The sequence below is a fragment of the Amycolatopsis coloradensis genome (assembly GCF_037997115.1).
In the GTDB taxonomy this organism is placed as follows: Bacteria; Actinomycetota; Actinomycetes; order Mycobacteriales; family Pseudonocardiaceae; genus Amycolatopsis; species Amycolatopsis coloradensis_A.
This window is the reverse complement of the sequence record NZ_CP150484.1, coordinates 5901404-5915730: the sequence shown is the minus strand read 5'-3', so window position 1 is coordinate 5915730 and position 14327 is coordinate 5901404. Positions and strand designations below refer to the sequence as shown.

The 14327-nt window shown below is 71.0% G+C and carries 6 protein-coding genes; all 6 read left to right on the top strand.

The window, feature by feature from the left end:
* The first annotated feature begins 233 nt into the window (after window positions 1–233).
* The 6 genes from LCL61_RS27645 to LCL61_RS27620 all read left to right on the top strand — a co-directional run bounded on the left by LCL61_RS27645 (window position 234) and on the right by LCL61_RS27620 (window position 14283).
* A complete protein-coding gene (locus LCL61_RS27645; protein ID WP_340682433.1) occupies window positions 234–2003 on the top strand; it encodes an alpha/beta hydrolase in 1770 nt (589 codons plus the stop codon).
* A gap of 207 nt (window positions 2004–2210) precedes the next feature.
* The gene (locus LCL61_RS27640) at window positions 2211–3128 is read left to right on the top strand and encodes a helix-turn-helix transcriptional regulator (RefSeq protein ID WP_340682432.1); all 918 of its coding nucleotides are present in this window, start codon (window positions 2211–2213) and stop codon (window positions 3126–3128) included.
* A gap of 422 nt (window positions 3129–3550) precedes the next feature.
* A complete protein-coding gene (locus tag LCL61_RS27635) occupies window positions 3551–5311 on the top strand; it encodes a fatty acyl-AMP ligase (RefSeq protein WP_340682431.1) in 1761 nt (586 codons plus the stop codon).
* Window positions 5308–11730 carry an SDR family NAD(P)-dependent oxidoreductase gene (locus LCL61_RS27630; RefSeq protein WP_340682430.1) on the top strand — a complete coding sequence of 2141 codons (6423 nt, stop codon included), beginning with the start codon at window positions 5308–5310 and terminating at the stop codon, window positions 11728–11730. The genes LCL61_RS27635 and LCL61_RS27630 overlap by 4 nt, the downstream gene beginning before the upstream one ends.
* On the top strand, window positions 11727–13292 hold the full coding sequence (locus LCL61_RS27625; RefSeq protein ID WP_340682429.1) for an acyl-CoA carboxylase subunit beta: 1566 nt from the start codon (window positions 11727–11729) through the stop codon (window positions 13290–13292). Before LCL61_RS27630 ends, LCL61_RS27625 begins: the two co-directional genes overlap by 4 nt.
* 13 nt (window positions 13293–13305) lie before the next feature.
* Window positions 13306–14283, top strand: a complete 978-nt coding sequence (locus tag LCL61_RS27620; RefSeq protein ID WP_340682428.1) for an alpha/beta hydrolase family protein — start codon at window positions 13306–13308, stop codon at window positions 14281–14283.
* The last annotated feature ends 44 nt before the right edge of the window (window positions 14284–14327 follow it).

Genomic DNA, 14327 nt, shown 5'->3' with positions numbered 1-14327 from the left:
GATCAGACACGTGACTCGCGTGATTGAACGGCGATCTCGCGAGTTACGGCTCTGATCACGCGAGACCGCCCCGGAGCCGCGCGGTGTCGAGATCCTGCCATGTCGGGTATCCGCCATCTTCCGGCCGTGTGGGAAAGCTGATCACCCGTCTTTACTTCACGTACGGACGTCGGGGGCTCCTGTCGAAAGGGATCATGGTGATCAGTAGTACGAGAAAGACGCGGAGGGGCACGGTGGCCGTGGTCGCCGGTGCGTTCCTGGCCTCCGGCCTGGTGCTGGCTCCGGCGGCGGGTGCGGCACCCGCCGCCAAGGCCGAGCCGGACACCGCGGCGCTCGCCGGCGCGCTGGCCGACCAGGCCGTGACCTGGGGCGAGTGCTCGTTCCCCTCGGTCGCGCCGGCGACGGAAGCGGAGCTGAAGAAGGTCAAGGGCCTCGCCTGCGCCACCGTCCAGGTGCCGCGCGACTGGCACAACCCGCAGGACGGCAACACCATCGGCGTCCGCGTCTCCAAGACGGCGACCGCCTATCCCGGCACCGGCAGGCAGGGCATCGCACTGGTCAACCCCGGCGGACCCGGCGGCGAAGGCCTCCCGTGGGGTGCCGCGATGGCGATGCGCAGCCCCGTGCTGGCCTCGCAGTACGACTTCGTCGGCTTCGACCCCCGCGGTGTCGGCCAGAGCACCCCGCTGACCTGTAGCTACACCGTCCCGGACAGCACGGATCAGAACGTGATCAGCCGGGCGAAGGTCGAGGGCTGCCTGAAGAACCCGCTGACGAAGTTCATCACCACCGAGCAGACCGCGTACGACATGGACTTCATCCGGGTGCTGCTCGGGGAGAAGAAGACCAGCTACATCGGCTACTCGTACGGCACGTGGCTCGGCACCTGGTACGCCACCACGTTCCCGTCGAAGGCGCACCGGTTCCTGCTCGACTCGTCGACCGACGCCAGCCGCTCGACGCTGGAGAAGACCTGGGACCTCCAGCCGCGCAGCCGTGACCGCCAGTTCCAGGAGGCGCTGCTGCCCTACGTCGCGCGCAACGACGCCAAGTACAAGGCGGGCACCGACCCGCTCGAGATCCGCCGCAACTGGGAGAAGGCGGGCGGCACCCGGGAATTCGCGGGCATGCTCTACGCCGCGTGGTTCATCATCCCGGCGATGTACGACACCTCTCAGTACCCGTCGGCGGCCTCGATGGTGGCCGCGCTGGCGAAGGGACCGGCGCCTGCCGGGACCGACGCGGAGAAGCTGGAGCAGGTCGTCGCGAAGGCGCTCGCCACTCCTGGGCTGACCGACGCGAACAAGGCGTTCCTGAACAAGGCCAAGGGCAACGCGCTGGAGGCCATCGCGAAGAAGGACTCGGTCGAGCGCAAGGCCTCCTACCAGGGCGGCGCCGAGGTCGAGACGTGGGACGCCGCGTTCGAGGCGATCCGCTGCCAGGACGGCCAGTGGAACCAGAACCTGCACTACTGGAACTACTGGCAGGCCGACCTGACCGTGAACGCGCCGTTCATCGCGCCGATCATGGCCCTCTCGGGCGCGCCGCTGTGCGCGTTCTGGCCGACCACCAACGCCAAGCCGGCGCCGGACGCCAAGACGTTCCCGAAGCTGCTGATCGCGCAGACCGAACTCGACGCGGCCACTCCGTACGAGGGCGCGCTCGCCACCGCGAACGGACTGCCGGGCGCCAAGATGATCAGCGTCGACAACGAGGGCAGCCACGGGATCTTCCCGTACAACACCGACTGCGTCGACGACCCGATCGTCGCCTACTTCCAGACCGGGCTCACGCCGAAGAAGAAGTTCACCGGCTGCCAGGGCCTGCCGCTGCCGGGCGAGGACAAGACGGTCGAGGTCGGCGGCCACCTCGGGCACGACGGGAAGATCAAGATCAAGATGATCACGCCCCAGGTGCGCAAGGCGAACGAGATCGTCCGTGAGCTGCTGGAAGGCACCGCGACGCCGGAAGCGGACGAGAAGGGCATGCCCGCCAACGCCTAGTATCGGACGGCGTTGACGAGAGGCTCCCGCGGGCCGGTCCGGTTCGCGGGAGCCTCTTCGGCATGATCTGTGACGCTTTCGTTATCGGTTCAGGCGCACGATCATGCGCCTTTCCCCCTCAAGACCTGTGAGCGGAAACAGCCGGTCCGCCAGGCGTGACATCGATGTCACGCCGATCGATCCCGGGGGTGGGGGAGGAGAAGCGTCATGCTCGCCGAGTCGCGAGGCCTGTCGATGGAGGCCGAGCAGCTATACCGGGCCCTGCTGGACGGACGCCCGATCACGCCCGGCGCCGAGCTGGCGGAGCTGGAGCGGTTCGGCCTGGTCCGGGCAGGCGCGTCCGGGGTCGAGGTGTGCCCGCCGCGTGCGGCGCTGTCGGCGTTCGCGGCGCAGCACGAGGCAGCGGCGATCCGCGCGCGGGAAGCGGCCGAGGTGCTCGGCGCCGCTTACTCGCTGCGGACGGGCCGGGACGCGGACTTCGTCGAGGTACTGCGCAGCCGGGACGAGGTGATCGCCACCTTCGAAGCCATGCAGACCCAGGCGGCCGTCGACATCGTCGCGCTGGACCCGGGGTCTTACATGAGCCCGAAGGCCGAAGTGAGCACGGTGCAGCCCGGTTCGATGGCGCGCGGCATCGCGTACCGCGTCGTCTACGACTCGTCCGTGTTGCAGCACGACGACGGATTCGCCCAGGTGCAGTCGAGTATCGCCCTCGGGGAGCAGGCGAGGGTGTTCCCCGGGCTGCCGCTGAAGCTGGTGATCGCCGACGGCAACCGGGCGCTGATCGCGGTCCCGAATTCCGACGCCGGTGACGTCCTCGCCCTGCTGATCCATCCGTCGATGCTGCTGAGCGCGCTGATCGAGTTGTTCGGCTCGTTCTGGCGGATGGCCGTGCCCGTGCGGGCGGGCGGTCCGGACGACGCGGAAGCGGCGCAGGAACCGACCGTCGCCACGCGCCGCCTGCTCGCGTTGCTGAGCGGAGGCCTGACCGACGAGGCGATCGCGCGCGAGCTCGGGGTCAGTGAGCGCACGGTGCTGCGGCGGATCAGCCGGCTGCAGCAACTGCTCGGCGCGCGGACCCGGTTCCAGCTGGGAGCGCAGGCGTCACGACAGGGCTGGCTCTGAGCTTCTCGTGAGTGTCAAGGCCGGTCAGGGCCAAGGGGTTCGTGGCGTCTGGCTACGGGTTGATCGCGGGTCGGTCCGTGAAGGCCTCCTTACCTACTCTGAGGGTAGGGAAGGAGGCCTTCACGTACTCGCGTGGGCTAAGGGCGCCGGTACCGAGGCTGCGGCGCGCCCCGGGCGGCCGAATCCCCTGAGCACGCGGACATTTCGTCCCCAAGTGACAAGCGGAGTGCCCCCTTTCTCACATTCCCGTGAGCACGTCCGCGTTTTCGGCGGCGTTCCATCATCCTTTCATTGACACTCTTCCCGGGACGTCCATACAGTTCCGGGCAGATAAAGAACGGTCTCCGGAATGGAATCCGCTTTCGGCAACGGCGCCGTTCCGAATTCACCCGCTCCTGTACGAGTCGTCACAACGAGGGGCCATGGAAACCATTTCGGAATCGGTCGTCGCCGCCCACGGGCCGGACGACGCACGCGGCGGGGAGTCGTTCGCGACGCTGCTGAGGTACTGGGCGTGGCGGCTCGGCGACGACGTCGCGGTGACCTACCTCGACCATCGTGCCGGGGCGGACGGCCGGGCGATCACCCTGTCCTGGCGCGAGCTCGACGACCGGGTCGACGCCCTCGCCACCCGCCTGACCGGGTTCACCGGCCCGGGGGACCGGGCCGCGATCCTGGCCCGGCAGTCCGTCGACTACGTCGTCGCCTTCCTCGGCGCGATCCGCGCCGGGCTGGTGGCGGTCCCGCTGTTCTCCCCGGACCTCCCCGGGCACGCGGGCAGGCTGGCCGCCGTGCTCGCCGACTGCGCACCGAGGGTCGTGCTCACCACCACCGACGGACTCGACGACGCCGCCGGTTTCCTCGCCTCGACGGATTTCGAGCGGCCCGCCGTGCTCGCCGTCGACACCACAGCTCCGGTCGCGGCCGGTGATCGCTCCTGGCCGCGACCGGAACCGGACGGAGTGGCGTATCTGCAGTACACGTCCGGTTCCACGCGGACGCCGGCCGGCGTGATGCTGACCCACCGCAACGCGCTCACCAACGCCCGTCAGGCTTGCGACGCCTACGCGATCGAAACCGGGACGACCTCCACCGTCAGCTGGCTGCCGCTCTTCCACGACATGGGCCTGATCCTCGGGATCGGCGCGCCGCTGGCGGCGGGGGCGGCGTCTGTCCTGATGGACCCGCACGCCTTCCTGGAACGTCCGGCACGGTGGCTGCGCGCGCTCTCGGCCAGCCCCGGCGCGATCAGCGCGGCACCGAATTTCGCCTACGCCTACGCCGCTTCCCGGGTCACCGAGGACGAGAAGAGCTACCTCGAACTGAGCCGGGTCGTCTCGCTGATCAACGGCAGCGAGCCGGTTCTTCCGTCGACCATCGCGAAGTTTCACGGCGCCTTCGAGGAATGCGGGCTGCGCCCGGAGGTGCACCGGTCCTCCTACGGGCTGGCCGAGGCCACGGTGCTCGTCTCCGTCACCGAGGCGGGCAAGGTGCCACGGCAGGTGGCCTTCGACCGCGAGCGGCTCGCCACCGGGCTCGCCGCGCCGGCGCTCCCCGGCGCGGCGTCCACCACCCTCGTCTCGTGCGGATTCCCGGTGGGGCAACGGGTCCGCATCGCCGATCCGGTCACCGGCGCGCTGGTCGAACCGGGCAGGGTGGGGGAGATCCAGGTCAACGGCCCGAACGTCGGAGTGGGTTACTGGGGACGGCCCGCCGCTTCCAGCGGTGTCTTCGGCCTGCCCCCGATCGATCCGGACTCCGGCGCGGGCTGGCTCGCGACCGGGGACCTCGGCGTGCGGTACGAGGGTGAGCTGTTCATGACCGGCAGGCTCAAGGACCTCGTCATCGTCGACGGCCGCAACCACTACCCGCAGGACATCGAACAGACCGTGGAGACACATCCCGCGGTCCGGCCGCATTCCGCGGCGGCTTTCGCGATCGAGCACGAAGACGGCGAAGCGGCGGTCGTGCTGGTGGAGCGTGCCAAGGAGACCGGGGCCGACCTCGCCGTGGCGACCACGGAGATCAAGAGGGCCGTCTCGGCCGCGCACGGTCTGCGGCCGCACGACGTCGTCTTCCTCGCCCCGTGCGAGGTACCGCGCACCTCCAGCGGCAAGATCAGCCGTGCCCGGTGCCGACAGTCCTATCTGGACGGTTCGCTGACCGCGCGGCGGCTCGGGTGACCGCGGAGATCCGCGCCTGGCTCGTCGCGCGGGTTGCGGAGCGGACCGGGTCGCCGGCGGACCACGTCGATCCGGACCGTCCTCTGCACGAGAGCGGGCTTTCCTCGCGGGAGTCGATGGAACTGGCGGCGGAGCTGGGCCGGTACCTCGGCCGCCCGCTGCCGCCGACCCTGGTGTGGCAGTATCCGACGATCACCGCCCTCGCCGACCGTCTGTCCACAGTGGAGGACTTCGCGGCCGTGGGTGGTGAAGGCCGCGAGGAGGAACCGATCGCGATCGTCGGTGTCGGCTGTCGCCTGCCGGGCGGCGCGGACTCTCCTGAGCGCTACTGGCGGCTACTGGACGCCGGACGCGACGGCATCCGCGAGGTTCCGGAGGATCGCTGGGATATCCCCGCGCGTGGCGGGTTCCTCGGTGACATCGCCGGTTTCGACGCCGAGTTCTTCGGCATCACTCCGGGCGAGGCCGAAACGATGGATCCCCAGCAGCGAATACTGCTCGAAGTGACGTGGGCGGCACTGGAGCACGCCGGGATCCCGCCGTCCACGCTCCGGGGAAGCCGGACCGGGGTGTTCGTCGGGCTCTCGGCGGGCGAGTACGGCCACCTGACGATGGCCGATCCAGCCACCGTCGACGTCTGGTCCGCCACCGGTGCCGCGACGAGCATCGCCGCCAACCGGCTGTCGTACCTGTTCGACCTGCGCGGGCCCAGTCTCACCGTCGACACCGCGTGCTCGTCCTCGCTGGTCGCGGTGCACCAAGCGGTGCAGAGCCTGCGCCGCGGCGAATGCGGGACGGCGCTCGCCGCCGGGGTGAACCTGCTGCTCTCACCGGCGGTCACGGCGTCCTTCCAGCGGGCCGGGGTGCTGGCCCCGGACGGGTACTGCAAACCGTTCGACGCCGCCGCCGACGGCATCGCCCGCGGCGAGGGTTGTGGCGTGATCGTGCTCAGACCGCTGAAGGCCGCTCGCCGCGCGGGTGATCGGGTGCTCGCGGTGATCCGCGGCAGCGCGGTCAACTCCGACGGGCGGTCCAACGGTCTCGTCGCGCCCAGTCCCGGCGCGCAGGCGGACTTGCTGCGGGACGCGTACGCGGCGGCGGGCGTCGAGCCGTCCACTGTGGACTACGTGGAGGCGCACGGGACCGGGACCGAGGTGGGCGACCCGATCGAAGCGGGCGCGCTCGGAGAGGTGCTCGGAGCCGGACGCGAACCCGGCCGCCCGCTCCTGATCGGCTCGGTAAAGGGGAACGTGGGCCATCTGGAGGGCGCGGCGGGGATGGCCGGGCTGATCAAGGTCGTCCTCGCGATGGTCCACCGGCGGCTGCCGCCGACGCCGCATCATCACGAACCCAGCCCGCATGTCGACTTCACCGGTCTCGGCCTCCGGGTGGTGGACACCGGGACCGGGTGGCCGCGCTACTCCGACGTCGCGCGCGCCGGGGTCTCGGCGTTCGGCTTCGGTGGCACCAACGCCCACGTCGTCCTCGAAGAATGGCCTGCCGCGTCGTTCGCCGCTCGCGGGACGGAGACCGGGCGCCCGCGGATCTTCGTGCTGTCCGCGCGGTCGGCCGAGGTGCTCCGGGCGCGGGCCGCCGATCTGGCGGACTGGCTCGAAGACCCCGCCCACCGGTCGGTCCCGCTGGACACGGTCGCCGCGACACTGGCCCGGAGCCGCGACCACTTGCCCATCCGCGGCGCGGTCATCGCGGAGGGACGCGACCGGGTGGCCGCCGCATGGCGGGAAATGGCCGCCGGACGCGAGAGCGGCGACGTCGTCCTCGGCGAGGCCGGACCCGCGCCAGGCGTCGTGTTCGTCTTCTCCGGCTACGGCTCCCAGTGGCCCGGGATGGGCCGCGTCCTGCTGCGCACCGAGCCCGCGTTCCGGGCCGAGGTGGAGGCACTCGATCCGGTGTTCCTGGCCGAAGCGGGGTTCACTCTGAGCGAGGTGTTCTCCGGCGCGCGGGACCTGCCGGACCTCGCGGAGACGCAACTCGCGTTGTTCGGCATGCAGCTGGCCCTCGCGGGGCTCTGGCGCGCACACGGCGTCGTCCCGTCCGCGGTGCTCGGGCATTCGATGGGCGAGGTCGCGGCCGCCGTCGTCGCGGGGGCGCTGGACGTCGCCGACGGCCTGCGCGTGATGGCCACCCGCGCCCGGCTGCTGGCCGAGGTCGACGCGTCCGGCGACGGCGCGATGGCGGTGGTCGAACTGTCCCCGGCCGAACTCGCCGATCTGGAAGCGGACTTCCCCGGGATCACCGTCGCGGTCTACGCCTCGCCGGTCCAGTGCACTGTCGGCGGCGGCGCCGAACAGGTCGAGGCGCTGGTTTCGCACGTCGAGAGCTTCGGCAGGCTGGCGAAGCGGCTGCCGGTCGGGGGTGCGGGCCATTCGGAAGCCGTCGACGCCGTTCTCGGCCGGTTCCGCGCCGAACTCGGCGATCTTTGCCCGCGACCGGTGGAGATTCCCTGCTACAGCAGCGTTCTCGACGATCCACAGTGGTCGCCGGTGTTCGACGTCGACTACTGGGCGGCGAATCTGCGCCGTCCGGTGCGGTTCAGCCAGGCGCTGGTGGCGGCGACCGCCGACGGGTACGGCGTGTTCGTCGAGATTTCGCCGCATCCGGTCGCACTGGCCGCGATCGAGCAGAGCACCGGCGCGCTCGCGGTGCCGTCGGCGAGCCGCAAGGTCGACGAGCGGGTGGCGTTCCTGACCACGCTCGCCCGGCTCCACACCCTCGGACTGCCCGTCCTGCTCGACGACGGTGGCCCCCGTCCGCTTCCGGTCGAATTGCCGGGTCCGCGCTGGCGGCACCGGCGGTTCTGGCCGCGGCGTAAGGCGAACCGAGCCGGGGGCGCGCATCCGTTGCTGGGTGTCCACATCGAACAACCGACCGGTGGCGGGCACCTGTGGCACGCGGACATCGGGACCGAGGCGCTGCCGTGGCTGGCCGACCACGCGGCGATGGGTGTCCCGCTGTTCCCCGCCGCCGGATTCCTGGAACTCGCGCTCGCGGCGGCGAAAACGGTCATGCGGCCCGGCGGGAGGTTGCGCATCGGCGGTCTCGAACTGCACCGGGTGCTCCCGCTCGCCGCGCACACCGAGGTGACGACCAGCCTGAGCTCCGGAAGCGTGGACGTCTACGCGCGGTCCGCGGACGGCGGCTGGGTGCGGCACGCGACCGCCCGTGTCCGCGACGGGAACACCGCGGTGGTGCCGTTCGGCGCGGTCGGCGACGACGCCCGGCCGATCGACCTGTATCGGGTGCTGGCCGGCGTGGGGCAGAGCTATGGTCCCGCTTTCCGTGGGCTGCGTGACGTCCTGGCCGCGCCGGGCCGGGCTTCGGCGTCGATCACCCTGCCCGCCGACGATCCGGCGTACGTCCTGCATCCGGTGATCGCCGATGCCTGCCTGCACGCGCTGGCCGCCGCGGCCGGGGACGCGCTCCGCGAAGCCGACGGCGTGTTCCTGCCGCTGACCTTGGGCGAGATCGTCCTCGCCGGTGACCCACGCCGCGGTGTCCGGGTCGACGCCGTGCTCGACTCGCTCGATCCGGCGGGTGACGGCTTGGTCGGCGGTGTCCAGCTGGTCGACGCGCACGGCGTCGTCCTGGTCGAGTTCCGCGAGGTCTACTGCCGCCGGTTCCAGCGTTCGGCGCTGCCGGTGCCGATGGCGGATCTGCTGTTCGAGACGGTCTGGCGGCAGGCCGACCTGCCGTCGGCCGCGCCGGGCTCGCGCCGCTGGGTCGTCCTGCACGAAGACGCGCCGTGGCTGGCGGCGTTGCGTGACCGGCTCACCGAAGCCGGGGACGAGCTGGTGACGGTTCGGCCCGGGGACCGGAAGGCGTTCGCGGAAGTCCTGAGGTCCCGCGAGGTGGCGGGAGTCCTCGCGTGCGCCGGGACTTCGGACGGGCCCGATCCGATGAACGCGGCGCGGAGGGTCGCCGAGTTCTCCGGCGTCCTCGCCGAACTGGTCGAAGAAGCGCCGCGGTTGTGGCTCGTCAGCGCGGGTGCCTCGGCCATCGAACCCGGCGAACGCGGCGACCCCGGCCAGGCCTGGCTGCGCGGACTGGTCCGGGTCCTCGCCTTCGAGCACCCCGAACTGCGGGCGAGCCAGGTCGACTTCGACGCCGAGCCGGACCCGGCCCGGCTGTGGGTCGGCAGGCTGGTGGCGGAGATCCGCGCGGACGCGCCGGACGACGAGATCGCCTGGCGAGAGGGCGTCCGGTACACGCGGCTGCTCGCCCGCCCGAAGCTCGGCGAACCCGGCCACGAAACCGTGGTCCGCGACGGCGCTTACGTGATCACCGGAGGTCTCGGCGGCCTCGGCCTGGTCGCCGCGGATTGGCTTGCGGCACGCGGCGCGACCAGGCTCGTCCTTTCCGGCCGGCGTGGCGCGAGCCCTGCGGCCGAGCCGCTTCTGGCAGACCTGCGCGAGCAGGGCGTCGACGTCCGCGTGGTGACGGGTGACATCGCCGAGCCGGGGACGGCCGAAGCGCTGGTCGCGGCCGCGACCGAAGGCGGCCTGCCGTTGCGTGGGGTGCTGCACGCGGCCGGTGTGCTGTCCGACGGCGCCGCCGTCACCCTCGACCACGACGCCGTCGAGGCTGTCTGGCGCGCGAAAGCGCTGGGGGCATGGCGAGTGCACGAGGCGACGACCGGACACGAACTCGACTGGTGGCTGACGTATTCGTCGGCGGCGGCGTTGTTCGGATCACCGGGGCAGACCGCCTACGCCACCGCGAACGCGTGGGTGGACGCCCTCGTCGCGTGGCGCCGCGCCGCGGGACTGCCGGCGGCGACCATCGGCTGGGGAGCCTGGGGTGAAGCGGGAGCGGCCGTCGGCAGCCGGAATCCCGTCCTCGAATCGCTCGGCACGGAGGAGGCGTTGGCGGCGATGGAGGCCGTGCTGCGCCGTGACCGTGCGTTGACCGGGATCGCCAGGATCGACGCCGGGACCGTGCTCTCCCTGTTCCCCCGGCTGGCCGGACGGCCGTTCTTCGAGATCCTGGTACCGGGGGAGGAGCAGGCCACCGAACCGTCCACTTGGGACGGACTGGACACGCTGCGGGCGGTCCTCCCGGAGGCCGCCCGCGAGATGCTGGCCGACTACCTGGCCGGGCTCGTCGCCGGGATGCTCGGCCTCGCCGCGGACGAGATCGACCGCCGGACGCCGCTCACCCGGCTCGGCCTGGACTCGCTCTCCGCCTTGCGCGCCAGGGGAGTCGTGGAACGCGACTTCGGCTTGACGCTGCCGATTCCGCTGCTGTTGCGCGGCGCGGGCCTCACCGAAGTCGCCGGCCATCTCGCCGATCAGGCGGGATTCGGCGAGGGAGGAGCCCGGCCCGCCGGGCAGGTCACGGCCGTCGGACCACGCGATCCGGCCGAACGCTGGATCGCCCGGCACTGGCAGGCGGAACTCGGCGGCGCGGAGCCCGGCGTCCACGAGGACTTCTTCGCCGCCGGTGGCGACGCCGAAGCGGCCGAGCGGCTGCGAGCCGTGTTCACCGGGCAGCTGGGAGCCGTTCCCGAACGGCTCTTCGCCACACCGACGATCGCCGCGATGGCCGACCTGCTGCGCGACGAGATCGAGGGGCGCGGAGGCTGCCCTGTCCGGCCGCTGCGCGAAGGCGGCACGGATCCGGTGTTCCTGTTCCATCCGGCGGGCGGTCCGACGAGCGTCTACGAGGGGCTCGTCCGCCTGCTGCCCGAGGGCAGATCCGTCTACGGGCTCGAACGGATCGACGACGAAGACACCGTCGAGGACAAGGCCGAGTGCTATGTCGAGCTGATCCGGGAGATCCAGCCGCGGGGCCCGTACCGGCTGGGCGGGTGGTCGTTCGGCGGCTGCCTCGCCTACGAGACCGCACGGCGCCTGACCGCGGCCGGGGAGCGGGTCGATCTCGTGTTCATGATCGACAGCATCCTGCCGCTGCCCGCGCCGGGGAAACCGGCCGGGGAGATCCTGCTGGACCGGTTCGACCGGTTCGCGGAGCACATCGAGCGGACCTATGGTGTCCCGCTGGACATCCCGCGTGAAGACCTCGCCCGGCTCGGCGACGACGAACAGATCCGGCTGGTGATCGGCAGGTTGGCCGCACAGGTGCCCGAGCTGGGGCACGGCGTGCTGCGGCACCAGTACGAGTCCTATGTGGACGCACGGGTCGCCGAACGGTACGAGCCGGAACCCTATGCCGGGCCGGTGCTGTTGCTGCGCGCGCAGGAGCCGCATCCGCTGACCACCACCCTCGATCCGCGGTACCTGCGCACCGACGACACCCTGGGCTGGGACGCCTTCTGCCCGGATCTGGAGGTCGTGCGGGTGCCGGGCGATCACCTGTCGATGATCGACCCGCCGCACGTCGAGGTGGTCGCCTCGGCACTCTCGGCCCGGCTCGGGGCTCCGAGGACGGCGAGATCATGACCGACACGACGGAGTTCCGGATCGCCGATCTCGCCGCCCGCCGGGAAGAGCTCCGGACCGCCGAGAAGCGGGCCGTCGACCGGCAGCACGCCAAGGGGAAGCTGACCGCGCGCGAACGCGTCGAGGAGTTGCTGGACCCGGGTTCCTTAGTCGAACTCGACCAGTTCGCCCGGCATCGGTGCACCGAGTTCGGGATGGACGCCAACCGGCCCTACGGCGACGGAGTGGTGACCGGGCACGGCACCGTCGACGGCAGGCGGATCTGCGTGTTCTCCCAGGACTTCACCGTGTTCGGCGGCAGCATGGGCGAGGTCTTCGGTGAGAAGGTCCTCAAGGTGATGGACCTGGCGATGACGCTGGGCTGTCCCGTGGTCGGGATCAACGACTCCGGCGGCGCCCGGATCCAGGAAGGCGTCGTCTCGCTCGCCTACTACGCCGAACTCGGCAGGCGCAACACGCTGGCGTCCGGCGTCATCCCGCAGATCTCGCTGATCATGGGACCCTGCGCGGGCGGGGCGGTCTACTCGCCGGCGATCACCGACTTCACCGTGATGGTCGACGAGACCGCGCACATGTTCGTCACCGGGCCGGACGTCGTGCACGCCGTCAGCGGAGAACGGGTCACCGCCCAGCGGCTCGGCGGCGCCGCGGTGAACAGCGAGGTGTCCGGGAACGCCCACCACCGGGCCACCGACGAACACGACGCCATCGACTGGGTACGGACCCTGCTCGGGTATCTGCCGTCCAACAACCTCGACACCGTCCCGGAGTACGCCGATGAGACCGCGCCCGAACTCACCGCCGCAGACCTCGAACTCGACCGGCTGGTGCCCGATTCGCTGAACCAGGCGTACGACATGGCCGAGGTGATCGTCCGTCTCGTCGACGACGGCGACTTCATGGAGGTGCACAGCGGCTTCGCGCCGAACATGATCTGCGCGTTCGGCCGGATCCGGGGCCGCACGGTCGGTGTCGTGGCGAACCAGCCTCGCCATCGTGCGGGCGTGATCGACATCGATGCCTCGGAGAAGGCCGCGCGGTTCGTCCGGTTCTGCGACGCCTTCTCCATCCCGATCCTCACCCTGGCCGACGTGCCCGGTTACCTGCCCGGCGAGGCGCAGGAACGGCACGGGATCATCCGGCGCGGCGCCAAGCTGATCTACGCCTACGCCGAGGCGACCGTGCCGAAGGTGACCGTGGTGATCCGCAAGGCTTACGGCGGCGGCTACGCGGTGATGGGGTCGAAACATCTCGGCGCGGACATCAACCTGGCCTGGCCCACCGCGGAGATCGCGGTGATGGGCGCCGAGGGCGCGGTGCGGGTGCTGCACCGGCACGACCTGGCCGCGCTGCCCCCGGAACAGCGGTCCGCCGAACAGCGACGGCTCACCGAGGCGTACCGCGAACGGCATTCGAACCCTTACCCGGCGGCCGAACGCGGTTACGTCGATCAGGTCATCGCGCCGTCGCAGACCCGCCTTCAGGTGGCGAGGGCGTTGCACGCGCTGCGGACCAAACGGCAGATCCTCCCGGCCAAGAAGCACGGAAACATCCCGTTGTGAGCAAGGAGAAACGATGAAGCGAACCCGGCGGTGGGGTCTGCTGGCGCTGGCCATGGTCGCCCTGCTCGGAAGCCCGGTCCCCGCGAGCGCGGCGCCCGCGCCGGTCACCGCCGACAACGGCGCGAAGGTCGTCGAGGAGACCTGGCTGGACGCGCGCACCGTCGACCTCAAGATCAGTTCGCCCGCGCTCGGCACCACCGGCATGGTCCGCCTGCTGGTCCCGGCGGGCTGGGCCGCGCAACCGACACGGACCTGGCCGACGCTGTTCCTGCTGCACGGCTGCTGCGAACCGGTCGACTACCGCTCGTGGGACCAGTTCACCGACGTCAAGGCGTTCACCGCGGACAAGGACGCCCTCGTCGTCATGCCGACCGGCGGGCCCGCCGGGATGTACACGAAATGGTGGAACTTCGGGCTCAAGAGCACTCCCGACTGGGACACCTTCCACACCCTGGAGGTGCGGCAGATCGTCGAACGCGGCTACCGGGCGGGTACGCGCCGGGTCGTCGCCGGACTGTCGATCGGCGGGTATGGCGCGCTCGCGTACTCGTACAAGCACAAGGGCATGTTCGCCGCGGCCGCGTCCTACAGCGGGGTGCCGAACACCCTCAACCAGGGAGCTCCGCTGTTCATCCAGGGGATCCTGGCCCGCGCGGGGATCTTCAACTACCTCGAACTCTGGGGCGACTCCTGGGGGATGCGGCCGCTCTGGACGGCGAACAACCCATACGACAACGTCGACGGCCTGCGTGGCACGGCGCTCTACATCTCCTGCGGGAACGGGAAGACCGGTCCGCTCGACCCGCCGGGACAGTCCGACATCTTCGAACCGCAGGCGCTGGCTTCCTCGGTGAGCTTCACGGATCGGTTGAAGGCCAAGGGGATTCCGGCGACCGTCGACTACTACGGCGACGGCACGCACAGCTGGCCCTACTGGCAACGGGCGCTGCGGAACTCCTGGCCGGTGCTGGCGGGCGGGCTCGGTCTTTGATCGCGCGTGAAGGCCCCCTTCCCTCAGCTGAGCCGAGGGAAGGG